Origin of the sequence: Phenylobacterium sp. (assembly GCF_030693805.1) — a bacterium.
Lineage (GTDB): Bacteria > Pseudomonadota > Alphaproteobacteria > Caulobacterales > Caulobacteraceae > Phenylobacterium.
In genome coordinates this window covers 33061-54203 of the sequence record NZ_JAUXZW010000115.1, presented here as the reverse complement: position 1 = coordinate 54203, position 21143 = coordinate 33061, and the positions used below count along the sequence as shown (strand labels likewise).

General features: G+C 69.9%; 27 protein-coding genes. 18 read left to right on the top strand and 9 right to left on the bottom strand.

Going from position 1 to position 21143, the window contains the following annotated elements:
• Positions 1 to 151 precede the first annotated feature (151 nt).
• Both purE and Q8M88_RS05230 read left to right on the top strand, forming a co-directional pair.
• Positions 152 to 658, top strand: coding sequence for a 5-(carboxyamino)imidazole ribonucleotide mutase (purE, locus tag Q8M88_RS05235; RefSeq protein WP_305595190.1), 507 nt, complete (start codon positions 152 to 154; stop codon positions 656 to 658).
• A 5-nt stretch (positions 659 to 663) separates the two neighbouring features.
• Positions 664 to 1746, top strand: coding sequence for a 5-(carboxyamino)imidazole ribonucleotide synthase (locus Q8M88_RS05230; protein WP_305595189.1), 1083 nt, complete (start codon positions 664 to 666; stop codon positions 1744 to 1746).
• 7 nt (positions 1747 to 1753) lie between these two features.
• Here the strand turns inward: Q8M88_RS05230 and Q8M88_RS05225 are convergent, their stop codons facing one another.
• Positions 1754 to 2527, bottom strand: a complete 774-nt coding sequence (locus Q8M88_RS05225) for an enoyl-CoA hydratase (RefSeq protein WP_305595188.1) — start codon at positions 2525 to 2527, stop codon at positions 1754 to 1756.
• A 172-nt stretch (positions 2528 to 2699) separates the two neighbouring features.
• Between Q8M88_RS05225 and Q8M88_RS05220 the strand changes: the two genes are divergently transcribed.
• Together Q8M88_RS05220 and Q8M88_RS05215 are read left to right on the top strand one after the other, a co-directional pair.
• Positions 2700 to 3680, top strand: coding sequence for an aldo/keto reductase (locus tag Q8M88_RS05220; RefSeq protein WP_305595187.1), 981 nt, complete (start codon positions 2700 to 2702; stop codon positions 3678 to 3680).
• Entirely contained in the window at positions 3677 to 4891 is a 1215-nt protein-coding gene (locus tag Q8M88_RS05215; RefSeq protein ID WP_305595186.1) for a winged helix-turn-helix domain-containing protein, read from the top strand. The genes Q8M88_RS05220 and Q8M88_RS05215 overlap by 4 nt, the downstream gene beginning before the upstream one ends.
• Here Q8M88_RS05215 and Q8M88_RS05210 read toward each other — a convergent pair.
• The 4 genes from Q8M88_RS05210 to rsgA form a co-directional block, all read right to left on the bottom strand.
• Positions 4878 to 5681, bottom strand: coding sequence for a methyltransferase (locus Q8M88_RS05210; protein ID WP_305595185.1), 804 nt, complete (start codon positions 5679 to 5681; stop codon positions 4878 to 4880). The genes Q8M88_RS05215 and Q8M88_RS05210 overlap by 14 nt on opposite strands.
• 86 nt (positions 5682 to 5767) lie before the next feature.
• Positions 5768 to 7069, bottom strand: coding sequence for an ABC transporter ATP-binding protein (locus Q8M88_RS05205; protein ID WP_371132633.1), 1302 nt, complete (start codon positions 7067 to 7069; stop codon positions 5768 to 5770).
• Complete coding sequence (locus tag Q8M88_RS17685) at positions 6973 to 7653, bottom strand: hypothetical protein (protein WP_371132632.1); 681 nt, start codon at positions 7651 to 7653, stop codon at positions 6973 to 6975. The genes Q8M88_RS05205 and Q8M88_RS17685 overlap by 97 nt, the downstream gene beginning before the upstream one ends.
• Complete coding sequence (gene rsgA, locus Q8M88_RS05200; RefSeq protein ID WP_305595184.1) at positions 7650 to 8720, bottom strand: ribosome small subunit-dependent GTPase A; 1071 nt, start codon at positions 8718 to 8720, stop codon at positions 7650 to 7652. Before rsgA ends, Q8M88_RS17685 begins: the two co-directional genes overlap by 4 nt.
• A gap of 232 nt (positions 8721 to 8952) precedes the next feature.
• Here rsgA and ubiA point away from each other — a divergent pair, with 232 nt between their 5' ends.
• Positions 8953 to 9861 carry a 4-hydroxybenzoate octaprenyltransferase gene (gene ubiA, locus Q8M88_RS05195; protein ID WP_305595183.1) on the top strand — a complete coding sequence of 303 codons (909 nt, stop codon included), beginning with the start codon at positions 8953 to 8955 and terminating at the stop codon, positions 9859 to 9861.
• 4 nt (positions 9862 to 9865) lie between these two features.
• Positions 9866 to 10522, top strand: coding sequence for a methyltransferase (locus Q8M88_RS05190; protein WP_305595182.1), 657 nt, complete (start codon positions 9866 to 9868; stop codon positions 10520 to 10522).
• 6 nt (positions 10523 to 10528) lie between these two features.
• On the opposite strand, the gene Q8M88_RS05185 is transcribed toward Q8M88_RS05190, so the two are convergent.
• Positions 10529 to 10921, bottom strand: a complete 393-nt coding sequence (locus tag Q8M88_RS05185; protein WP_305595181.1) for a hypothetical protein — start codon at positions 10919 to 10921, stop codon at positions 10529 to 10531.
• 156 nt (positions 10922 to 11077) lie between these two features.
• Here Q8M88_RS05185 and Q8M88_RS05180 point away from each other — a divergent pair, with 156 nt between their 5' ends.
• From Q8M88_RS05180 to Q8M88_RS05150, 7 genes are all read left to right on the top strand, one after another.
• Positions 11078 to 11416, top strand: a complete 339-nt coding sequence (locus tag Q8M88_RS05180; RefSeq protein ID WP_305595180.1) for a VOC family protein — start codon at positions 11078 to 11080, stop codon at positions 11414 to 11416.
• A 17-nt stretch (positions 11417 to 11433) separates the two neighbouring features.
• Positions 11434 to 11778 (top strand): MmcQ/YjbR family DNA-binding protein, encoded by a 345-nt coding sequence (locus Q8M88_RS05175; RefSeq protein WP_305595179.1) that lies wholly within the window; start codon positions 11434 to 11436, stop codon positions 11776 to 11778.
• A gap of 59 nt (positions 11779 to 11837) precedes the next feature.
• Positions 11838 to 13367, top strand: coding sequence for a UbiD family decarboxylase (locus Q8M88_RS05170; RefSeq protein ID WP_305595178.1), 1530 nt, complete (start codon positions 11838 to 11840; stop codon positions 13365 to 13367).
• A gap of 81 nt (positions 13368 to 13448) precedes the next feature.
• Positions 13449 to 13856, top strand: a complete 408-nt coding sequence (locus tag Q8M88_RS05165) for an MAPEG family protein (RefSeq protein WP_305595177.1) — start codon at positions 13449 to 13451, stop codon at positions 13854 to 13856.
• Between the two features lie 49 nt (positions 13857 to 13905).
• Complete coding sequence (locus Q8M88_RS05160; protein ID WP_305595176.1) at positions 13906 to 15237, top strand: TldD/PmbA family protein; 1332 nt, start codon at positions 13906 to 13908, stop codon at positions 15235 to 15237.
• Complete coding sequence (locus tag Q8M88_RS05155) at positions 15234 to 16034, top strand: 3'(2'),5'-bisphosphate nucleotidase CysQ (RefSeq protein WP_305595175.1); 801 nt, start codon at positions 15234 to 15236, stop codon at positions 16032 to 16034. Before Q8M88_RS05160 ends, Q8M88_RS05155 begins: the two co-directional genes overlap by 4 nt.
• 30 nt (positions 16035 to 16064) lie before the next feature.
• Positions 16065 to 16307 (top strand): DUF4170 domain-containing protein, encoded by a 243-nt coding sequence (locus Q8M88_RS05150; RefSeq protein WP_305595174.1) that lies wholly within the window; start codon positions 16065 to 16067, stop codon positions 16305 to 16307.
• Positions 16308 to 16311: 4 nt separating this feature from the next.
• On the opposite strand, the gene Q8M88_RS05145 is transcribed toward Q8M88_RS05150, so the two are convergent.
• The gene (locus Q8M88_RS05145; RefSeq protein ID WP_305595173.1) at positions 16312 to 16518 is read right to left on the bottom strand and encodes a hypothetical protein; all 207 of its coding nucleotides are present in this window, start codon (positions 16516 to 16518) and stop codon (positions 16312 to 16314) included.
• Positions 16519 to 16576: 58 nt separating this feature from the next.
• Positions 16577 to 17254 carry a protein tyrosine phosphatase gene (locus tag Q8M88_RS05140; protein WP_305595172.1) on the bottom strand — a complete coding sequence of 226 codons (678 nt, stop codon included), beginning with the start codon at positions 17252 to 17254 and terminating at the stop codon, positions 16577 to 16579.
• A 100-nt stretch (positions 17255 to 17354) separates the two neighbouring features.
• On the opposite strand from Q8M88_RS05140, the gene Q8M88_RS05135 reads away from it, so the two are divergent.
• Both Q8M88_RS05135 and greA read left to right on the top strand, forming a co-directional pair.
• Positions 17355 to 17537, top strand: a complete 183-nt coding sequence (locus tag Q8M88_RS05135; RefSeq protein ID WP_305595171.1) for a DUF3606 domain-containing protein — start codon at positions 17355 to 17357, stop codon at positions 17535 to 17537.
• Between the two features lie 44 nt (positions 17538 to 17581).
• Positions 17582 to 18061: a transcription elongation factor GreA gene (greA, locus tag Q8M88_RS05130; RefSeq protein ID WP_305595170.1), complete on the top strand. Its 480-nt coding sequence runs from the start codon at positions 17582 to 17584 to the stop codon at positions 18059 to 18061.
• A gap of 3 nt (positions 18062 to 18064) precedes the next feature.
• Here greA and Q8M88_RS05125 read toward each other — a convergent pair whose 3' ends face one another.
• Positions 18065 to 18292, bottom strand: coding sequence for a hypothetical protein (locus tag Q8M88_RS05125; RefSeq protein WP_305595169.1), 228 nt, complete (start codon positions 18290 to 18292; stop codon positions 18065 to 18067).
• A 34-nt stretch (positions 18293 to 18326) separates the two neighbouring features.
• Here Q8M88_RS05125 and Q8M88_RS05120 point away from each other — a divergent pair, with 34 nt between their 5' ends.
• From Q8M88_RS05120 to Q8M88_RS05110, 3 genes are read left to right on the top strand one after another with little or no spacing between them, the layout of a single operon-like run.
• Positions 18327 to 18575: a hypothetical protein gene (locus Q8M88_RS05120; RefSeq protein WP_305595168.1), complete on the top strand. Its 249-nt coding sequence runs from the start codon at positions 18327 to 18329 to the stop codon at positions 18573 to 18575.
• Between the two features lie 57 nt (positions 18576 to 18632).
• On the top strand, positions 18633 to 20417 hold the full coding sequence (locus tag Q8M88_RS05115) for an ABC transporter ATP-binding protein (RefSeq protein ID WP_305595167.1): 1785 nt from the start codon (positions 18633 to 18635) through the stop codon (positions 20415 to 20417).
• Positions 20414 to 21118 (top strand): lysophospholipid acyltransferase family protein, encoded by a 705-nt coding sequence (locus Q8M88_RS05110; protein WP_305595166.1) that lies wholly within the window; start codon positions 20414 to 20416, stop codon positions 21116 to 21118. The genes Q8M88_RS05115 and Q8M88_RS05110 overlap by 4 nt, the downstream gene beginning before the upstream one ends.
• The last annotated feature ends 25 nt before the right edge of the window (positions 21119 to 21143 follow it).

The window sequence follows — 21143 nt, the reverse complement described above, 5'->3', positions numbered from 1 at the left end:
TGCGCCCGCCGCATAGGGATCGGTTCGTGCGCCGGTGATCCGCATGGAATCAGCCTTGGTTTTAAGGACCTCGGGAATCTTAGCGGTCCTGGTTGCGGGCGCAAAGCCCCGCCCTATACTCCGCGCCTTTCGTCGCAGGGGCGTAGTTTAGATGGGCGAGACCATCCCCGATCGGGCCGCGCCGGTCGCGATCATCATGGGCAGCCGGTCCGACTGGCCGACGATGCGTGCGGCGGCGGAATCCCTGGACAGCCTGGGCGTCGCCTATGACGCCAGGGTGGTGTCCGCCCACCGCACGCCGCAGCGGATGTACGAGTTCGCCACCACCGCCAAGGCGCGAGGCGTGAAGGTGATCATCGCCGGGGCCGGAGGCGCCGCGCACCTGCCCGGCATGACCGCCTCCCTGACCGAGCTTCCTGTGCTAGGCGTGCCCATCGAGAGCAAGGCGCTCAAGGGCATGGACAGCCTGTTGTCGATCGTCCAGATGCCCGGCGGCGTGCCGGTCGGCGCCCTGGCGATCGGCGAGGCCGGCGCACGCAACGCGGGCCTGCTGGCGGCCCAGATCCTGGCGCTGTCGGACCCGGCGCTCAGCGAGCGGCTGGTCGAACTGCGTCGCCGCCAGACCGCGGCCGTGTCCCACACCGTCGAAGACGCCTGAGCCGCATGGCGTTCGAACCTCTCGCCCCCGGCGCCGTTCTGGGGATCCTCGGCGGGGGCCAGCTCGGCCGCATGCTGGCGTTGGCCGCCGGCAGGCTGGGCTTCGACGTGGCGATCCTCGATCCCGATCCCGACGCGCCGGCCGGCCGGGTCGCCGCCCACCTGATCACCGCCGCCTACGACGACGCCGAGGCGCTGCGCACCCTGGCCGGCCTCGCCCAGGTGGTCACCTTCGAGTTCGAGAACGTGCCCGCCGCGTCGGTGGAAAGCCTGATCGCGCTGGGCGTCGCCGTGGCTCCCGGCCCCAAGGCGCTGGCCGTGGCCCAGGACCGCGTCGACGAGAAGACCTTCCTCAACGCCGCGGGCGTGCGCACCGTCGCCTTCGCCGCCGCCGACAGCGCCGAGGAAGCGAGCGAGGGCGTCGCCCGCCTGGGCGCGCCGGTGCTGATGAAGACCCGCCGAGACGGCTACGACGGCAAGGGCCAGCGCTGGGTGGAGCACGCCGCCGACGCCGCCCGCGTGTTCGCCGAACTGGGCGCGCGGCCAGTGATCCTGGAGGCGCCGGCCGACTTCGTGCGCGAGCTGTCGATCATCGCCGCGCGGGGCCGCGACGGCGCGATCGCCACCTATCCGCTGGGCGAGAACCATCATGAGCACGGCGTGCTGCGCCGCACGATCGCGCCGGCCCGCGCCACCGCCGCCACCCGCGCCAAGGCCGAGCGCATCGCCGTCCAGATCCTCACCGGCCTCGACTACGTCGGCGTGCTGGGGGTCGAGCTGTTCGATCTGAAGGACGGCGAACTGCTGGTCAACGAGATCGCGCCCCGCGTCCACAACACCGGCCATTGGACCCAGGACGGTTGCGAGGTCGACCAGTTCGAGCAGCACGTACGCGCCGTGGCCGGCTGGCCGCTCGGGCCCACGCGCGCGGTGGCGCAGGTGGAGATGCTGAACCTGCTGGGCGAGGAGGCCAACGGCTGGGCGCGGTTCGCGGGCGAGCCCGAGACCCGCATCCACCTCTACGGCAAGCGGGAAGCCAAGGCGGGGCGCAAGATGGGCCACGTCAACCGGGTCAAGCCCCTCGCCTGAATCACCTTCAGGATTGGACGCGTCCGCGGGCCACCACCGCTTCGCGCCGCGCTCCCAGGTCGCCGGACGACAGGGCGTTGTTGTGTTCGTCGGCGCGGGCCGCCTCCAGCGCCAGGGCCTCGCCGAACGGCAGGGCGTAGCCGTCGTCGATCAGCGCCTTGTATTTCGGCAGCATCGCCGGATCGAGCGACAGCATGTCGTCGGCCAGGGCCAGCGCCTCGCTCCTCAGCTCTTCGCCTGAGACCACCCGGTTCACCAGGCCCCAGGCCTCGGCCTTGACGGCCGGTACGAAGTTGCCGGTGAACGCCATCTCCTTGGCGCGCGGCAGGCCGATCATCCGGCTCAGCTTCTGCGACAGGCCCCAGCCCGGCATCACCCCCACGCGGCCGTGGGTGTCGGCGAAACGCGCGGTCTCGCTGGCGATGCGCACATCGCAGGCCAGGGCCAGCTCCAGGCCGCCGGTGATCGCCACGCCGTTGATCGCCCCGATCACCGGGCCGGTGAAAGCCAGCACGGCGGCCACCGGGTCGTCGGCGGCCTCCGACACCACCTTGCTCGAGTCGGCCCCGATCTCGCGCAGGTCGAGCCCGGCGCAGAAACCCCTGCCCGCACCGGTGAGCACCACCACGCGAGCCGTCGGATCGGCGCACAAAGCCTGGAACGCCGCCACGATCTCGCGGCGCAGGGCCGTCGAGAGCGCATTCATCGCCTCGGGGCGGTTCAGGGTGACGACGGCGAGCCCGTCACGGGGGCGTTCGACGAGGACCAGGGCGGCGGTCATTTTACGATTCTCCTGCTTGCCAGCGTGGCTTGCGCTCCCTCAGGGTGTAGGCCGCGAGGTCGCCGCTGTCAGCTTCGCGGCGCCGGGCCGAGGCGCCGCCATCGCGGCGATCCGCCAGAAGAAACCGACAACTCCGCCGATCAGACGGAACGAACCATAAGGGAGACGCCCGATGGACTATGTGCGGCTTGGGAACACCGGACTGAAGGTCTCGCGCCTTTGCCTGGGATGCATGACCTACGGAACCAGCCAGTGGCGGAGCTGGGTGCTGGACGAGGCCGAGGCCATGCCCTTCTTCAAGCTGGCGATCGAGCGCGGGATCAATTTCTTCGACACCGCCGACGTCTATTCGCAGGGCGTCAGCGAAGAAGTCACCGGCAAGGCGCTGCGCACCTACGCCAAGCGCGAAGAGGTCGTGCTGGCCACCAAGGTGCACGGCGAGATGGGCCCGGGCGCCAACCAGCGGGGCCTGTCGCGCAAGCATATCCTGGAAGCCATCGACGCCAGCCTGAAGCGGCTGGGGACCGACTATGTCGACCTCTATCAGATCCACCGCTTCGACTACGACACGCCGATCGAAGAGACGATGGAGGCGCTGAACGACGTCGTGCGCGCCGGCAAGGCCCGCTATATCGGCGCCTCGTCCATGTACGCCTGGCAGTTCGCCAAGATGCTGTCGGTGTCGGAGAAGAACGGCTGGGCGAGGTTCGTCTCGATGCAGCCGCAGTACAACCTCGTCTACCGCGAGGAGGAGCGCGAGATGCTGCCGTTGTGCAAGGCGGAGGGCGTCGGCGTCATCCCCTGGTCGCCGCTGGCGCGCGGGTTCCTGGCCGGGGGCCGCGCCGGTCCAAGACAGGGCAACACCGAGCGGGCGCGCACCGACGCCTTCGCCGATCGCCTGTATTTCCGCGACGCCGACTACGCGGTGGTCGAGGCGGTTAGCAAGGTCGCGCAGGACCGCGGCGCGACCAACATGCAGGTGGCGCTCGCCTGGGTGCTGAACAATCCGGCGATCACTTCGCCGATCGTCGGCGCCTCGAAACTCGGCCAGCTCGACGAAGTGATCACCGCGTCGGACTTCAAGCTGACGCCCGAAGAGGTCGCCGCACTCGAGGCGCCCTACGCGTCCAAGCCGGTGCTCGACCACGCGTGAGCGGTGAAGGAGTCCTGAGCGCGCGCGAAGCCCGCCGGATCGCTCTGGCCGCGCAGGGCTTCGCCGCGCCGCGCCCGAGCGGGCCGGTGGGTCCTGCGCGCCTGCGCCGAGCGATCGACGCGCTGGGCGTGGTGCAGATCGACTCGGTCAATGTGGTGACGCGCACCCACTACATGCCGCTGTTCTCGCGGCTGGGCGCCTATCCGCGCGAGGCGTTGGAGACGCTGGCCTGGGGCAAGCGCCCGGCGTTGTTCGAGTACTGGGGGCACGAGGCCTCGCTGCTGCCGCTGGCCACCCAGCCGTTGCTGCGCTGGCGGATGCAGGATGCGCGAGAAGGGGTCGGCGCCTGGAAGGGGATCGCCCGCTTCATGCGCGAACACCCCGCGCTGCTCGCCGACGCGCTGGCCCAGATCGAAGCGCGCGGGCCGCTGTCGGCCGGCGAACTGGAGCTGGGGACCAAGGGTCGCGGCGGCTGGTGGGGCTGGAGCGACGCCAAGCGCGCCGTGGAATGCCTGTTCTGGTCGGGGGCTCTGACCACCCAGACCCGGCGCAGGACCTTCGAGCGGGTCTATGGCCTACCCGACAAGGTCCTGCCCAAGGCCATCTCAGCCGTCGCCACGCCGCCGCGCGAGGAGGCTCAGCGCGCGCTGATCCGCATCGCGGCGGCGGCGCAAGGCGTCGCCACCGCCCGCGACCTCGGCGATTACTTCCGCATGGGTCCGCAGGAGACCCGCGCACGGATCGCCGAGCTGGTCGAGGCCGGCGAACTGCAACCGGTCGCCGTGGACGGTTGGGGCCAGCCTGCGTTCCTCCACCCAGACGCCAGGCGGCCAAGGCGCATCACCGCCAACGCCCTGCTGTCCCCGTTCGACAACCTGATCTGGTTTCGCGAACGCACCGAGCGGCTGTTCGGCGTGCGTGTTCGGCTGGAAATCTACACGCCTGCGCACAAGCGCACGCACGGCTACTACGTCCTGCCGTTCCTGCAGGGCGAGGCGATCACCGCGCGCGTCGACCTGAAAGCCGACAGGCAGGCGGGCGTGCTGCTTGTGCAGGCCGCGCACGCGGAGCCCGACGCCACGACAGCCACCCCGGAGCTGTTGGCCGCGGAGCTTCGGCTGATGGCTGAATGGCTGGGGCTGGCCGACGTCCGAGCCCAGCCTTCCGGCGATCTCGCGCCGACGCTGTCGCTCGCGCTCAGCGCCGCTTAGGCGTCATCACCAGCCAGGGCGTGGCGAGCGCCCGCCACTCCCAGACCGCCAGAAGCTGGTCGAGATGCGCCGCGCCGCGCAGCCAGGGCGGCAGGGCGTGGCCCTTGCCCTCCTGGTCCAGCCGCAGGACGTCGTGGGTGGCGGCGAAACGCTCGGTGATCCGTTCCAGCACGCCGGGCCGATAGACGTCGTGGGTCTCGACGATGATGTCCATGGCCGCCATCGCGGGCGCGAGTTCGGGGCGCAGCAGATCGTCCTCCGCGCCCTCCACGTCCATCATCAGCAGCACGCGGCGGCCCGCGAACTCGGCCAGTCCCTGCGGCTCGAACAATTCGCGCACCACCACCCGGTCGCCCACGCCGTTCCGCGCGGCGAGCTCGACACAGGCCGCGCGGGCCTTGGCGTTGATGTCATAGGCGTAGACGGTGGCGTTCGGCATGCGCCGCGCCAAGCCGACGGCGTAGTAACCCTCGGCGCACCCCACATCGACGACGCAGTCCAGGTCGGCGGCGATCAGGCGTTCCAGGTGCGGATGCAGCTCCGACTCGTATGAGCCGATCAGCCGGGGTGCGATCGCCCCTTCCGTCGCCTCGCGCACATACTCCATGCCCTCGAACGGGCCCTGGTAGACGATCAGGCCATGGTGGCGGACATAGGCGTCGACCACCACCGAGGCGCGCCACAGCGCCAGCACCCGCAGCGCCTGGCTCAGCTCGCGCGGGTCGGCCAGCGGCGGCTCGCGGTCCAGCCGCTGGCGCAGCCACTGGACCACCTTCTCCATGTAGGTCATGGCCGCAGCGTATAGCCGCTCGCTGCGCCCTTCCACATCACAGGACGACGTGCGTTGAAGGGGGCGTTCCGCAACGCACGTCCACCTCAAGCCCCCTCCGCCACCGCGTGCAGACGCGCGTAGGCGCCGCCCTTTCGCACGAGGTCGGCGTGGCGGCCTTCCTCGACGATGCGGCCTTGGTCGAACACCAGGATGCGGTCGGCGCTGCGGATGGTCGACAGCCGGTGGGCGATGACGATCGTCGTGCGGCCGCTCATCAGCTCCTCGGTGGCCGCCTGCACATGGCGCTCGGTCTCCACGTCCAGCGAGGAGGTCGCCTCGTCCAGCACCAGGATCGGCGCGTCGGCCAGGAAGGCGCGCGCGATCGCCACCCGCTGCCGCTCGCCGCCCGACAGCTTCACCCCGCGCTCGCCGACCAGGGTGTCGTAGCCCTTGGGCAGGTTGGCGATGAAGTCGTGGGCCCGGGCGCGGCGCGCCGCCAGCACCACCTCCTCGTGCGTCGCATCAGGGCGCGCATAGGCGATGTTCTCCGCGATCGTGCGGTGGAACAGCGCCGGGTCCTGCGGCACTACGGCGATCGCGGCGCGCAGGCTCTCCTGGCTGACCTGCGACACGTCCTGGCCGTCGATCAGGATGCGGCCTTCCTGCAGGTCGTAGAGGCGCTGCACCAGCTTCACGAACGTCGACTTGCCCGACCCCGTGGGGCCTACCAGGGCGACGCGCTCGCCGGGCGCGATCACCAGGCTGAAGTCGCGGTACAGCGGCGTCTCCGCGCCTTTGTAGCGGAAGGTGACATGATCCAGCACCACCGCACCCAACCGTCCGCGGAAGGCCTGGGCCTGCGGATGGTCGGCGACCTGCGGCTCGGTTCGGGCGAAGCGGGCCACGTCCTCAACATCGGTCAGGCCCTTCTGCATCATGCGGATGTTCTCGCCGATGTTGCGAAGGTAGCCGCTCATCAGCATGAACGCGGTGATCGCGAAGGCCACGTCGCCGGCGCTGGCCTCGCCCTTGGCCCACAGGCGCAGCAGCAAGCCGGTGAGGCCCGCCTGCAGGCCGACCAGGATCATGTTGTGCCAGAGCCAGACGTTCATGTAGCGCGTCCAGGTGATCAGCGTCGCCTCGCGCCACATGCGCGTGACGCCGCCGATGCGGGCCTCCTCGCGAGCCTCCGCGCCGAACGCCTTGACCGTCGGGTTCGAGGTGATCGAGTCGGCGAGCGCTCCGCCGATGCGCGAGTCCAGCGCCACCGATCGCTGGTTCGCCGGCCGCACGTAGCGCGCCGCCAGGATCAGGTTCGAGGCGATGTAGCCGGTGACCACCACCAGGGCGAAGATCCCGACGCTGGGCCAGCGCAGCACCATGAAGCCTGACAGCCCGAACAGCACCAGTAGGGCCGGCCCCAGCCACAGGACCAGGGCGTCGGACACCGTGTCGTAGCCCCACATCGCCCGGTCAGCCGGCGCACGGTGGCCCCGGCGAAGGTGTCGGCGTGCCAGTCGGCGGCGAACGACTGGACCCGCTTGAAGCCCTCGTTGGTCATCTGCTCCATGTTGCTGGCCGCCAGAGGGTTCCAGAACCGCATGCCGACATTGCGGATCAGCGAATAGACCAGGTAGACGCCGACGAACGCCGCCCAGGCGCGCCAGGCGCCCGAAGGGTTGTTCGGCCCCGCCGCCAGGGCGTCGACCAGCCGCCCCGCCGCCCAAGGCAACGCCAGGTCGAAGCAGACGGCCACGAGCGTCAGGCCGACGGCCGCCCACAGCAGACCGCGCCGCCGCAGCCAGTACCTGGCGATGAAGCGCAGCACCTGGTCGTTCGACAGCACCCGCTGGCGCGTAACGCCGTCTTCGTCCTCGTCTTCGTAGTGGTCCGTCATATCCAGACTTCCGACGGCAGGTTCATGGGCGTGCGCGGGATGGCGCGGGATTTCGCGACGCCCCGGTGGTGGGCTCGGCGGCGTCTTGGTCATGACCATCTCTCCCTGGCCTTCTTGCCGGCGCGGTAGTCCTTGGCGCGCCGGATCCACACCTGGCGGGCCTCGGCCTCGGCGCGCGCGTCCCCACGGCGTTCATGGTGGGCGTTCTCGCGCTGGAGCTTCTGGTAGTTCCGCCAACGCGCGTCGGACAACTCACCGCTGGTCAGCGCCGCCCGCACCGCGCAACCCGGCTCGTCGTGATGTCCGCAGTCGCGGAACCGGCAGCGGGCGGCCAGGGCCTCGACGTCCTGGAACGCTGATACGAGACCTTCGCCGGCGTTCCACAGGCCGAGCTCGCGCATCCCCGGCGTGTCCAGCAGCAAACCGCCGGACGGCAGGCGAACCAGCTCGCGGTGCGTGGTGGTGTGGCGGCCGCGGGCGTCGTCCTCACGGATCGCCTGGGTGGCCATCAGCTCCGAGCCCGCCAGCGCATTCACCAGGGTCGACTTGCCGACACCCGAACTGCCCAGCAACACGGCGGTGCGGCCGGCGCCCAGCAGGGCCGTGAGCGCATCGAGCCCGTCGCCGTTCGCCGATGAAACGGCCAGCACCTCGGCCCCAGGCGCGACCGAGCGCACCTCGCCCAAGGCTGTGGCGACGTCGGCGCATAGGTCTGCCTTGGTCAGCACCACCACAGGCGCGGCCCCGCTCTCCCAGGCCAGCGCCAGGTAGCGTTCGATGCGGCGCAGGTTCAGGTCGTCGTTCAGCGAGGCGACCAGGAAAGCCAGGTCCGCGTTGGCGGCCACCACCTGACCGGCGGCCGCGTCGCCGGCCGTCTTGCGCACGAAGGCGCTGCTGCGTGGCAGCAGGTGGTGGATGGTCGCCGCGCCCTCGGAGGCGCGGGCGGCGGCGGCCACCCAGTCGCCGGCCACGGGGAAGTCGCCGTCCGCCGCGGTATGGGCGAAGCGGCCGGAAAGCTCGGCGTCGAGCTCGCCCACGGGCGTGGCCAGCCGGTAGCGGCCTCGCTGTTGAACGGTCACGCGGCCTGGAACCATGTCGCGGGCCGCGAAGGGTTGGAAGTGTTGCTGGAGCCTCTCGCTCCAGCCGTAGCTGTCGAGCACTTGGAATGTCCTTCGGTCGGAAAGCCTGATCAGGCGCCGGCCGGGGACTACTCGGGTGAGTTAATCGAACCCGGCGGCGACGCAGCGAGGGGCTGTGCGAACAAGATCGATCATGCGGCCCCTCCTTTCCGAGGTTGCGTGGACGTTGGGTAAAGCTAAGCGCCAGCGCAGCGGCGGTCAACCACCGGCGTTTGCGGGGACATCCGGTGCGTGAATGCGCTAGGAGGGCGCCATGAGCGCCCACTTGCCCGACGCCGCCCCCGCCAACTGGGTCGACCGCCGGGCGCCCGTGCGCCTACGGCCTTGGCTGAAGCTCGGACGCTTCGATCGGCCGGCGGGGATCTGGCTGCTGATGCTGCCCGGTTGGCAGGGCGTGGCGCTGGCCGCGGCGATGGGGGGCGGCTGGCCCGACCCCGTGCTGCTCGCCAAGGTGTTCGCCGGCGCCGCCCTGATGCGCGCGGCCGGCTGCGCCTACAACGACATCGTCGACCGCGACATCGACGCCAAGGTCGCGCGCACCGCGGCCAGGCCCGTGGCCTCGGGTCAGATCAGCGTGCGCCAGGCCTGGGGCTTCACGGTAGGCTGCAGTCTGCTGGCGCTGCTGATCCTGCTGACCCTTCCACCCCTGGCGATCGCCCTGGGCGCGGGCTCGCTGGCTCTGGTCGCGGCCTACCCGTTCATGAAGCGGATCACCTGGTGGCCGCAGGCGTGGCTGGGCCTGACCTTCAACTGGGGGGCCCTGCTGGGATTCGCCGCCGCCACGGGCCGCATCGAGACGCCGGCGCTGCTGCTTTACGCCGGCGGCGTGTTCTGGACGCTCGGCTACGACACCATCTACGCGATCCAGGACCTGGAGGACGACGCCCTGGCGGGCGTGAAGTCGTCCGCCCGCCGCCTGGGCGCGTCCGCCCCGAGCGCGGTCGCAGGTTTCTACGCAGTAAGCTTCGCCCTGACTCTGGCCGCGGCCTGGACCGCGGCGCTGTCGCCGTGGTTCCTCATTCCAGCCCTGATCGCCGCTGCGCATTTGGCCTGGCAGGCGGCTCGGGTGCGGGTCAACGACCCACGCGGCGCGCTGCGCCTGTTCAAGTCGAACAGCCTGACCGGCCTGATCGTCTTCGCCGCCTTCGTGGCCGGCCGCTGAACCCATGGACACGCCCGAGAGCCGACGCGCCTTCATCATCGAAAACACGCGCCTGCAGGCGCCGCCCCACACGCCGGAGCTGCGACTGCACCTGGCCGACGAGGTGACGCCGATCTGGCGGATGACCGAGGAGGCGCTGGCCGAGATCGGCCTGCCGCCGCCGTTCTGGGCCTTCGCCTGGGCCGGTGGTCAGGCGCTCGCCCGCTACGTTCTGGACAAGCCGGAGCTGGCGCGGGGTTTGCGCGTGCTCGACTTCGCCGCCGGCTCCGGCATCGTCGGCATCGCGTCGGCCAAGGCCGGCGCGGCCAGCGTGCTGTGCGCCGACATCGACGGCTATTGCGCCATGGCCATCGAGCTGAACGCCGCCGCCAACGCCGTGACCGTCGACTTCACCGACCGCGACCTGCTGGACGCGCCGGCCCCCGACGTCGACGTGATCCTGGCCGGCGACATCTGCTATGAGAAGCCGCTAGCCGAGCGCGTCATGGCTTGGCTGACCGAAGCCCGTCACCGCGGCGCGACCGTGCTGATCGGCGATCCAGGCCGCAGCTACTTCCCTCGCACCGGCCTCACCAAGCTCGCCGAATACCAGGTCCAGACCACCCGCGAACTCGAGGACTACGAGGTCAAGCGCACCGCGGTGTGGACGCTGGCGGAGTGAGGCGGCCTACGACTTCTTCTTCTGCGCATCGTGCGCCGACCTGATCTCGTCGGCGACCGGACACTTCTTCTGGATCGCAGCTTCGGTCAGGGCGTCGTACTGCCCCTTGAGGTTTCCCAGCTCCTCCTTGCGGTCGTTGCCGCCTGCCAGGAAGAACAGCGCAGGCCAGAACAACACCAGTCCGACACCCATGGCGACGGCGTCGTTGCTAGCCTGGTTGCGTTGCGCGCCGGAGACCTCGCGGACCTTGGCGGACAGTCGAACCATCTCGAGACGGATCTGGTCGCAATCGTAGCTGCTGTACTGGATCGGCGAGACGTAGGTCGCACCGATCTTATCGGGCGATGACGCACAAGCAGCTACCGACAGCGCCGCCATCAAGGCGATCGTCTTCTTCATGATGTTCCCCCCCGAGGTTTTGCAGCCTCAGAGGGATATTATCCCGACAACTACAATAAGGCGAGTCGACCGTCCGAAAGAGGCGCGGCCGACGGGTTTAGGGTTTACATTCCACACGCCGCTGTGGAACAAATAACGAACAAAAGAGGGCGGCACATGCGCGACGACGGCAAGCTCGACTATCTGGAGATGCCCGGCGGCGAGCTGCCGGCGACGAAGCGGTTCTACGGGGACGCCTTCGGATGGACGTTCACAGACTACGGTCCGGCCTATGCGGCCTTCGAACAGGGCCTGGACGGCGGCTTCGACGCCGGCGCCCCCTCCGGCCAGGCGCCGCTGCCGGTGCTGTACGCGAGCGACCTGGAGGTCATGGCGGCGAAGGTCGTGGCGGCCGGCGGCAAGATCCTGCGGCCGATCTTCGCCTTCCCCGGCGGTCGCCGCTTCCACTTCCGCGATCCCGCCGGCAACGAACTGGCGGTATGGTCGGAAGGCTGACGCCCCGGAGACCATCCATGACCTACGAGGAGATGCACGCCGTGGTCATGGGCTTTCCGGGGGTCGAGGAAGGCCAGTCGTACGGCGCGCCGGCGTTCAAGGTGGCCGGCAAGTTCCTCACCCGACTGCGCCGCGAGGACCAGAGCCTGGTGCTGGTGGACGTCAGCTTCGACGAGCGTGAGATGCTGATGGAGGCCGAGCCCGCGACCTTCCACATCACCGCGCACTATAAGGATTATTCCAGCGTGCTGGCGCGGATGGAGAGCCTGCACCCGGGCTCGTTCCGCAACTTTATCGAACGCCGCTGGCGCCGCGTCGCGCCGAAGAAGCTGGTCAAGGCCTATGACGCCGAGCGGGCGTGACACGCCGCGGCCCGCGCCCTAGCTTCCGCCCGCACTGAGCTGCGGAGCGCGGAGATCACATGGCCTATCGGTCGTTGCGGGAGTTCATCGGCAAGCTGGAGGCCGCCGGCGAGCTGGTGCGCGTGACCGAGCCGGTGTCGTCCGTGCTGGAGATGACCGAGATCCAGCGGCGCCTGCTGGCTCAGGGCGGCCCGGCGGTGATCTTCGAAAACGTGATCCGAGCCGACGGCGAGCGGTCCTCTATGCCGGCGATGGTCAACCTGTTCGGCACGGTAAAGCGGGTCGCCATGGGCGTGACCCTGGGCGGCGAGGAACGCACCACGGCGGCGGACCTGCGCGAGGTCGGCGAACTGCTGGCCTTCCTGCGCGCGCCTGAGCCGCCGCGCGGGTTGAAGGACGCCTTCGAGATGCTGCCGCTGGCCCGCACGGTGATGGCCATGCGCCCGCAGGTGGTGAAGAAGGCGCCCGTGCAGGACGTGGTGCTGACCGGCGCAGACATCGACCTGACCAAGCTGCCGATCCAGACCTGCTGGCCGGGCGAGCCGGCGCCGCTGATCACCTGGCCGCTGGTGGTCACCAAGGGGCCGTCGGACAGCCGCGAGGACGATTTCAACCTGGGCATCTACCGCATGCAGGTGCTGGGCAAGGATCGCACCATCATGCGTTGGCTTGCGCATCGCGGAGGCGCCCAGCATCACCGGCGCTGGAAGGCGGCCGGTCGGCCCGAGCCGCTGCCGGCCTGCGTGGTGATCGGCGCTGACCCCGGCGTCATCTTGGCCGCCGTGACCCCGGTGCCCGACACCTTGTCGGAGTACCAGTTCGCCGGCCTGCTGCGCGGGGCCAAGGTCGAGCTGGTGGCCGCCAAGACGGTGCCGCTGATGGTGCCCGCCGAAGCCGAGATCGTCATCGAGGGCCACGTCCTGCTGGACGAGTACGCCGACGAAGGGCCGTACGGCGACCACACCGGCTACTACAACTCGGTCGAGCAGTTCCCGGTCTTCCAGGTCAGCGCCATCACCATGCGCCGCGACCCGATCTACCTGACCACCTTCACCGGCCGCCCGCCGGACGAGCCCAGCATCCTTGGCGAAGCGCTGAACGAGGTGTTCATCCCGCTGCTGCGCCAGCAGTTTCCCGAGATCATCGACTTCTGGCTGCCGCCCGAGGGCTGCAGCTACCGCATCGCCGTGGTGTCGATGAAGAAGGCCTACCCCGGCCACGCCAAGCGCGTGATGATGGGCGTCTGGAGTTACCTTCGGCAGTTCATGTACACCAAGTGGGTGATCGTCGTGGACGACGACATCGACGCCCGCGACTGGAAGGACGTCATGTGGGCGATCGCCACCCGCATGGACCCGGCCCGCGACGTGACCCTGATCGAGAACACCCCCATCGACTACCTGGACTTCGCTTCGCCGGAGTCGGGCCTGGGCTCGAAGATCGGCCTCGACGCCACCAACAAATGGCCGCCCGAGACCAGGCGCGAATGGGGCGTCGAACTCGGCATGGACGAAGGCGTGATCGCCGCGGTCACCGAGAAATGGGCCCGCCTGGGCCTGCCCGGCGACGGCGCGCCGCTGAAACGCTGAACCGGCCGCAAGGCTTGCGCTTGAGCGGCGATCGCGCACAACTGCGCGCGGGCGCGGGGGCGAATTGAGGACACCAGGTTGATGGATCCGGCGACATCGGCCAATGCGGCCGCCCTTTGGGTGGGCCTGCACCTCTTCCTGCTCCTGACGCTCTCGGTGCTGGCGGTGCGCCAGCGCAGGCTGCATCACGTGGAGATCGGCGATGGCGCCGGCGAAGCCCCGTCGCTGGCGCGCGCGATCCGCGCATTCGGCAACGCCGCCGAATACATACCCGCCGCGCTGATCGCCCTGGTCGTGCTGGCTGCGGTCGGCGCAGCGCCCCTGGCCATCCACATCACCGGCGTGATCCTGTTCGGCGGCCGCGTCACCCACGCGGTCGGGGTTTCGATCTCCTCGGCGGCGACGCCCGCCCGATCGGTCGGGATGCTGGCGACCTGGATCGCCTACGTCTTCGCCGGTGTCGCGCTGATCTTCTACGCGATCCTTTGAACGTGCTCGCGCGCTTGTGCCGGCATGCGCGCTCCGCCATATGGCGCTGATGGATGAAAACCTGCTTGAAGACGTGGTGAAGGCGGCGCTGGCCGCCGGCGCCGACGCGGCCGAGGCCGTCGGCGCCGATCGCCGCGCCCTGTCGGTGACCGTGCGGCTGGGTAAACTTGAGGAGGTGGAGCGCGAGGAATCCCGCGACCTCGGCCTGCGGGTCTTCGTCGGCCGCCGCCACGCCACCGTCTCCGGCTCCGACATCTCCGCCGAGGCGCGCGCCAAGCTCGTCGAGCGCGCCGTGGCCATGGCCAGGCTTGCGCCGGAGGATCCCTACTCCGGCCTCGCCGACCCGGCACTGCTGGCCCGCGGACCGCTGCCCGACCTCGACCTGTTCGACGCCGAAGAGCCCTCGCCGGAGGACCTGGAGGCCCGCGCCCGCATCGCCGAGGACGCCGCGCGCACCGTCGAGGGCGTGGTCAACTCCGACGGGGCCAGCGGATCATGGTCGTCCAACCAATGGCGGCTGGTGACCAGCGGCGGGTTTTCCGCCCCCCACCGGGCGTCGGCCTTCTCGCTGGGCGCCTCGGCGATCGCCGGCGATGGCCAGGTGATGGAGACCGGCCACGACTATCGCACCGTGCGCTGGCGCGCCGACCTGCCCGCGCCCGAGAGCCTGGGAACCGAGGCCGGCCGCCGCGCGGCCCAGCGGCTGGGTGCGCGCAAGATCGACTCGACGACCGCCCCGGTGATCTTCGAGAACCGCCTGGCGTCGTCGCTGATGGGGCCGCTGATCGGCGCCATCGCCGGCCCGTCGATCGCCCGCGGCACATCGTTCCTGAAAGACAAGCTGGGTCAGCAGCTGTTCGCCAAGGGCGTCAATGTCATCGACGACCCGCACCGCCTGCGCGGCCTGGGGTCCGCGCCGTTCGACGACGAGGGCGTCGCCAACCGCCGCCATGCGCTGATCGACGACGGGGTGCTGACCACCTGGCTGTTGAACTCCAGCTCGGCGCGCCAGCTTGGCCTGACCACAACGGGCCATGCATCGCGCGGCCTGGCCGGCCCGCCCGGCGTCGGCCCATCGAACCTGACCCTGCAGCCTGGCGACGCCGACCGCGCCGACCTGATGCGCCAGGCCAAGGACGGCCTGCTGATCACCTCGATGTTCGGCCCGTCATTGAACGGCAACACCGGCGACTGGTCGGTGGGCTGCTCCGGCTTCTGGTTCGAAGACGGTGAACTCGCCTACCCGGTCACCGAGATCACCGTGGCGGGCAACCTGCTCGACATCTTCGCCCGCATGATCCCGGGTTCGGACCTGGAGATCCGCGGCGCCTCCAACGCGCCATCGATCCTGGTCGACGCCCTGGCGATCGCCGGACGATGACCGCCGCCGCCGACCTCGCCTTGATCCTGGAGGCGGCGAGGGAGGCTGGCGAACTGGCGCTGAAGATGCGCGATGCAGGGCTGGAGATCGCCTACAAGGCCGGCGACTCGCCGGTGACCAACGCCGACCTCGCCGCCGACGCCCTGCTGAAGCGGCGACTGGGCGAGGCGCGCCCCGACTACGGCTGGCTTTCGGAAGAGACCGCCGACGACGATCGCCGGCTGTCCGACCACCGCCTTTTCGTGGTCGACCCCATCGACGGCACCCGCGCTTTTCTGGGCGGCCAACCCTGGTGGGTGGTTTCGGTGGCGGTGGTCGAGGGCGACCGGCCGAGCGCCGGCGTGGTCTTCGCCCCGCAGCTGGACGAGACCTACGCGGCCAGCGCCGGCGGCGGCGCCACCCTCAACGGTCAGCCGATCCGCGTCAGCGACACCGATGTGCTGGAGGACTGCGGCATTGTCTCCAACGCCCGGCTGTTCAGCCGCGACGGCTGGCCGACGCCGTGGCCGCCCATGCGCGTGGCGTCGCGCAACTCCACGGCCTACCGGATGTGTCTGGTGGCGGGCGGGACCTTCGACGCGGCGCTGACCCTGATCCCCAAGCACGACTGGGACCTGGCGGCCGCCGACCTGATCGCCGGCGAAGCCGGCGCGGTGGTCTGCGATCATCTGGGACACCCGTTCGCCTACAACCGCCCGACGCCAAGGCAGTCCAGCCTGCTGTGCGCCAACCCGCGCATCGCGCCGTTGATCCTCGACCGGGTCCGGCATATCCCGGTCGCTCAACCTCGCCCCTGACAATCCGATCCAAAGCCTGGAACACCGACCATGCCCGACTCCCAGCTCCTCCACCTGGTCATCGGCGGCGAACTGAAGGACCTGAACGGGACCACGTTCCGCGATCTGTCCAAGGTCGATCTCGTCGGCGCCTACCCCAACTACGGCGAGGCGCTGGCCGCCTGGCGCGGCAAGGCCCAGTCGACGGTGGACAACGCGCTGATGCGCTACTTCATCATCCACGCGCACAAGCTGTTGAATCCGGACGACGACGACCACGACCACGCGCACTGACCGCTCAGGCGCGGGCGAACCGATCGACCAGGGTCGCGCCCTTCCAGACTTCGACGTGGACGCAGCTTGCGTGCTCGGCCAGCAGGGAGTCCGCCTTGTGTCGCACGGAGGGCATCGCGGCCATCAGCACCTCGATCACCGACGCCACGCCGTCGGCGCGCACCCCGAGCAGGGTGTAATAGTCCTCGCCATCTTCGACGCTCGTCATCATGACGGCGAAGCTTAGTTGGTGCAGTCAACGTGGTCTGTCCACTAGGCGACATCCGCGATCACTCGCGTCGCAGCACCTGGTCTGTCAGCAGCTTGCCCCACCAAAGCGCGCGGAAATCGGCCTTGATGCCGGCTGGGTCATAGGCAGGGCTCTCCACCCACTCGAGGAACGACAACCCCGCAGGCTCGCCGACTTCGAGATAGCGCTCGAAAGTGTAGTCCAGCACCCCCGTCTTGCCGGCCCGCACATGCAGGTAGCGCAGGCCGAGCTGGTCGAGCGCCTCGCGGATCGTCTTGCCCTTGCGAAAGTGCATGTAGAACACGCTCATGATCCCGGCGCGGTCAGCGCCGGACTTGCAATGCATCAACGCCGGGTACTCGAGGGTCTCGAACAGGCGCTTGGCCCCCAGCACCCGCTCGCGGCTCGGGACCTCGCGCGAGGTGATGGTGAAGTCCACGAGGGTCAGGCCCAGCTTCGCGCAGGCGTCCTTCTCCAGGGCGTGGAAGCTCGCGTCGAACCCGCCGCGCAGATTGACGATGGTGCGCACCCCGCGCGCCTTCCAGGCCGCCAGCTGGAACGGCCAGGGTTGGTTGGTGCGCACCAGCTCGTCGCTGATCCAGTGGGCGTTGGAAAAGCCCAGCCGCAGATAGGCGTGGTCGTTCCAGAGATAGTCGAGATAGGTCCGTGTGCGCCCCTCGGGCGTGTTCAGGTCGAACGTCTTAGCCTGCGGCGACATTTCGCCTACCTAAGCGTTTCGTCGCGTGGACGCAAAGACGCCGCTTCCCACGGGCCGCGAGCCTTGTGACAATCGCGGCGCGACGATGCAGGAGCACCCCATGGCCGGTCTGAAGGACAAGCGCGGCTTCATCGACAAGGACCGGCTGGACCTGTCGGAGCGCAAGGCGGTGGAGTTCTGGATGAAACGCTGGGGCGTCACCCGCGACCAGCTCACCGCCGCCCACAGGAAGGCCGGTCGGATGACCAAAGACATCGCCGCCGAGCTCGGCAAGAAACGCTGAGTCGGCCCATGGATATTTAACCGCGCCGGATCGTTATCAGAGTCATGAGCGTCGCCTTCACCCGTGAGGAAGACAGCGAGGCCGCCGCGGCCGACCTGCCCGACCGTCCGATCTCGTCGCACCCGAATCTGGTGACGCCGCAAGGCCTGGCCCAGCTCGAGGCCGGGCTCGCCCAGGCGCGCGCCGCCTACTCCGCCGCCCAGGCGGAAGGCGGTGTCAGCACCGACCGCACGGCCATGGCGCGCGCGACCCGCGACCTGCGCTACTTCGGCGCCCGGCGAGCCTCCGCCCAGTTGATCGAAAAGCCCAAGACTCTGGACCGCGTCGCCTTCGGTTGCACGGTGACGTTCCAACGCGAGGACGGGCGGACGCAGAGCTTTCGCATCGTCGGCGAGGACGAGGCCGACCCCGCGGCCGGCAGCGTCTCGCACGTGTCGCCCCTCGCCCAGGCCGTGCTTGGCAAGGAGATCGGCGACACCGTCATGGTGGCGGGCCGATCGGTCGAGATCACCGACGTCGAGTAGCGGTCAGGCCGCAACTTCCAGCGCCGAAGCGGCGATGTGCGCCTCGAGCAACGTCAGGATGGTTGAATCCACCTCGGCGTCGAACTTGCACGCGAACAGGGCCGGGCCAAACCGGAATGGATCGCCCGCCCTGATCCGGCGGCCTGCCGCCTGTATGGGGACGACAAGGAGAATTGCGAGGGGTGTGTGATGCATTCCGTCACCGATGCCGGCATTCGCGCGGCGGGCCATTGACCCCGCGCACCGATGCGCCGCTTGGATGGGGATGCCCAGGGAAACCGTCTACATCGTCCAGGCTTATATCGCCGGTCGCGGCAAAGGCCTGAGGGCCGAGCAGCAGGTGGGCTGCAAGACGCCGGAGGAGGCCCGCCGCAAGGCCGAGCGGCTCGCGCCGCTGCGTCTGGGCGTGGTGGCCTTCGCGGTGTCGGCGGACACTGAAATGGGCGACTACGACGAGAACCCGACCATCCTGTTCAAGGCCGGTCGCCTGCCGCCGCCATTCGACGACGACTGACGGCGCCCGCGCCTCGGCCGGCTTGACTTCGCGGCTCCGACGTCCGACCCCAGGACGATGAGCGAGAGCGCCCACAGGCCTGCTGACGCCGAACTTTCGGCCCGCGCCCTGGTGGCCCGCGTGTGGAAGGTCTATCTGGCGCCGCGCTGGAAGACCCTGGCGCTGGCGCTGGTCGCCGCTGTCGCCGTCGCCGTTTTCAGCGCCAAGCTGGTGCAGATCCTTGAACCGGCGATCAACGATCTGCTGGTTGACCACAAGCCCGGCGCGCTGGTGATCATCCCCCTGACCATCGCCGCCTATGCGGTCGGCCGGGGCCTCGCCCAGGTGGTGCAATCGACCCTGGTGAACCAGTTGGGCAACGCCGTGGTCGGCGACGTCCAGGTGCAGTTGTTCGGCAAGCTGGTGCGCGCGGATCTCGCCCGCCTGCGCACCCAACACTCCGGCGCACATGTCGCCTCAGTGCTCTACGACGCCGGCCTGATCCGCGAGGCCGCCACCGCCGGCGTGGTCAACTACACGCAGCACCTGTTGATCGTTATCGGCGCGATCACCGTCATGGTGTCGAACGACCCATGGCTGTCGCTGGGCCTGGTGGTCGCGGCCCCGATCGCCAGCAGCATCATGCGCCGTTTCTCGCGCCGCTCCAGCAAGGCCGCGAAGGGGGCGATGGCGGAGACTTCGGCGCTGTCCACCGCGATCATGGAGAGCCTGGACGGCGTTCGGGTGGTCAAGATCGAGAACCGCGAGGCCTTCGAGGAGGCCCGCGTCGCCGAGGTGGTGGCGCGCCGCCAGCGACACCTGGTGCGCGGCGCCAACGCCCGCGCCAGGGCGGCGCCGGCCACCGAGACGCTGATGACCCTGATCACCGCCGGCGTGCTGGCCTACGCCGGCTGGCGGGCGATGAGCGGGGCGACCAACGTTGGCGCTTTCGTCGCGTTCATGACCGCGCTCGGGATGGCTTCACAGTCGCTGCGCCAACTCGCCAACCTGCAGACGGTGATGGCCGAGGGCCTATCGGCGGCGCGGCGGCTGTTCGCCGCCCTCGACGTCGAGCCGGAGGTGCGCGAGGAGCCGGGCGCCACGCCTGCGCCGCGCGGGCGCGGGGCGATCCGCTTCGAAGCCGTGGACTTCTCCTACCGCGACGGCCCCCCGGCGTTGGAGGCGATCGCGATCGAGGCCAACGCAGGCGAGACCGTAGCTCTGGTCGGTCCCAGCGGCGGCGGCAAGACCACCATCCTAAACCTGATCCCGCGCTTCTACGATCCCTCCGCCGGTCGCATCACCCTGGACGGCGCGGACATCCGCAGCATCACGCTCGCCTCACTGCGAGAGCACATCGCTCTGGTGACCCAGGAGCCGTTCCTGTTCGACGACACCATCCGGGCCAATATCGCCTACGCCCGGCCGGCCGCGCCGGCGCAAGAGATCGAGGCCGCCGCCAAGGCGGCCGCAGCGCACGAGTTCATCCTGGCCCTGCCCCAGGGTTACGACACCAGCGTCGGCGAGGCCGGGGCGCGTCTGTCGGGCGGCCAGCGCCAACGCATCGCCATCGCCCGTGCCTTCCTCAAGGACGCGCCAATCCTGCTGCTCGACGAGGCGACCAGCGCCCTCGATGTCGAGAGCGAGGCGCAGGTCCAGGCGGCGCTGGCGCGTCTGATGAGTGGGCGTACGACGCTGCTGATCGCCCATCGCCTGAGTACGGTGCGCGGCGCCGACCGTATCTATGTCGTCGACAGGGGCCGGATCGTCGAGCAAGGCGACCACGCCTCGCTGCTGCGGGCCGGCGGCCTCTATGCGCGGCTGGCGCGGGGCCAGGATCTGGAGGCGGAGACCGCGGCGTGAAGGGATGGCTGCGCAACGCCCGAGTGCAGGCGCTGCTGGGCCTGATCCTGGCCGGCTACCTGAAGCTGATGCTGCGCACCATCCGCTGGCGTCACGAGAACCTGGCCTGCGTGGAGCCGGTGCTGGCCGGCGACAGCGGCGCGCTGGGCCTATTCTGGCACGGCCGTGTGCCGCTGTGCCTGGCGATGGCGCCGCAGTGGTGGCGCAAACGAACCCACGCCCTGATCTCGCCTTCGGCGGACGGCGAGTTCCTGGCCCAGGCCCTGGGACGGGCGGGATTTCCGGCGATCCGTGGCTCGTCGGCCAAACGGGGCGACGCGGCCAAGGCCCGCGCGGTGGTCGCGGCTTTCCGGGAGGCGCTCACCTGGGTGAAGGGCGGCGGCGTGCTGATCGTCACCCCCGACGGGCCGCGCGGCCCCAACGAGGTGATCGCCGCGGGCTCGCTGCAGATCGCCCGGCGGACCGGCGCGCCGGTGTTCCTTGTGGGCATCGCCGCCTCGCCGTCGCTGTCGATGAAAACCTGGGACAGGGTGATGGTCGCCCCGCCCTTCGCGCGGGGCCAGGTGGTGTGGGACGGGCCGCACCACGTGCCGGCCGACGCCGACGAGGACCAGGTTGCCGCGCTGGCCGCCGACTGGTCGGCGCGGCTCTCGGCCGCCACACGGCGCGCCGAAGCCCTGTCCGCCGGCCGCTCGCATTGATCCGACGCACGCGGGGTGAGACATA

What these genes read in the sequence shown, in the direction of transcription:
- Q8M88_RS05145 (WP_305595173.1), bottom strand. Translation starts at nt 16,518, where the DNA reads ATGATGACGAGCGTCGAAGATGGCGAGGACTATTACACCCTGCTCGGG.
- Q8M88_RS05220 (WP_305595187.1), top strand. Translation starts at nt 2,700, where the DNA reads ATGGACTATGTGCGGCTTGGGAACACCGGACTGAAGGTCTCGCGCCTT.
- Q8M88_RS05180 (WP_305595180.1), top strand. Translation starts at nt 11,078, where the DNA reads ATGCGCGACGACGGCAAGCTCGACTATCTGGAGATGCCCGGCGGCGAG.
- Q8M88_RS05225 (WP_305595188.1), bottom strand. Translation starts at nt 2,527, where the DNA reads ATGACCGCCGCCCTGGTCCTCGTCGAACGCCCCCGTGACGGGCTCGCC.
- ubiA (WP_305595183.1), top strand. Translation starts at nt 8,953, where the DNA reads ATGAGCGCCCACTTGCCCGACGCCGCCCCCGCCAACTGGGTCGACCGC.
- Q8M88_RS05160 (WP_305595176.1), top strand. Translation starts at nt 13,906, where the DNA reads ATGGATGAAAACCTGCTTGAAGACGTGGTGAAGGCGGCGCTGGCCGCC.
- Q8M88_RS05125 (WP_305595169.1), bottom strand. Translation starts at nt 18,292, where the DNA reads ATGGCCCGCCGCGCGAATGCCGGCATCGGTGACGGAATGCATCACACA.
- Q8M88_RS05210 (WP_305595185.1), bottom strand. Translation starts at nt 5,681, where the DNA reads ATGACCTACATGGAGAAGGTGGTCCAGTGGCTGCGCCAGCGGCTGGAC.
- Q8M88_RS05120 (WP_305595168.1), top strand. Translation starts at nt 18,327, where the DNA reads ATGCCCAGGGAAACCGTCTACATCGTCCAGGCTTATATCGCCGGTCGC.
- Q8M88_RS05185 (WP_305595181.1), bottom strand. Translation starts at nt 10,921, where the DNA reads ATGAAGAAGACGATCGCCTTGATGGCGGCGCTGTCGGTAGCTGCTTGT.
- Q8M88_RS05115 (WP_305595167.1), top strand. Translation starts at nt 18,633, where the DNA reads ATGAGCGAGAGCGCCCACAGGCCTGCTGACGCCGAACTTTCGGCCCGC.
- Q8M88_RS05165 (WP_305595177.1), top strand. Translation starts at nt 13,449, where the DNA reads ATGGATCCGGCGACATCGGCCAATGCGGCCGCCCTTTGGGTGGGCCTG.
- Q8M88_RS05175 (WP_305595179.1), top strand. Translation starts at nt 11,434, where the DNA reads ATGACCTACGAGGAGATGCACGCCGTGGTCATGGGCTTTCCGGGGGTC.
- Q8M88_RS05190 (WP_305595182.1), top strand. Translation starts at nt 9,866, where the DNA reads ATGGACACGCCCGAGAGCCGACGCGCCTTCATCATCGAAAACACGCGC.
- Q8M88_RS05150 (WP_305595174.1), top strand. Translation starts at nt 16,065, where the DNA reads ATGCCCGACTCCCAGCTCCTCCACCTGGTCATCGGCGGCGAACTGAAG.
- Q8M88_RS05140 (WP_305595172.1), bottom strand. Translation starts at nt 17,254, where the DNA reads ATGTCGCCGCAGGCTAAGACGTTCGACCTGAACACGCCCGAGGGGCGC.
- Q8M88_RS17685 (WP_371132632.1), bottom strand. Translation starts at nt 7,653, where the DNA reads ATGACCAAGACGCCGCCGAGCCCACCACCGGGGCGTCGCGAAATCCCG.
- Q8M88_RS05155 (WP_305595175.1), top strand. Translation starts at nt 15,234, where the DNA reads ATGACCGCCGCCGCCGACCTCGCCTTGATCCTGGAGGCGGCGAGGGAG.
- greA (WP_305595170.1), top strand. Translation starts at nt 17,582, where the DNA reads ATGAGCGTCGCCTTCACCCGTGAGGAAGACAGCGAGGCCGCCGCGGCC.
- Q8M88_RS05170 (WP_305595178.1), top strand. Translation starts at nt 11,838, where the DNA reads ATGGCCTATCGGTCGTTGCGGGAGTTCATCGGCAAGCTGGAGGCCGCC.
- purE (WP_305595190.1), top strand. Translation starts at nt 152, where the DNA reads ATGGGCGAGACCATCCCCGATCGGGCCGCGCCGGTCGCGATCATCATG.
- Q8M88_RS05135 (WP_305595171.1), top strand. Translation starts at nt 17,355, where the DNA reads ATGGCCGGTCTGAAGGACAAGCGCGGCTTCATCGACAAGGACCGGCTG.
- Q8M88_RS05230 (WP_305595189.1), top strand. Translation starts at nt 664, where the DNA reads ATGGCGTTCGAACCTCTCGCCCCCGGCGCCGTTCTGGGGATCCTCGGC.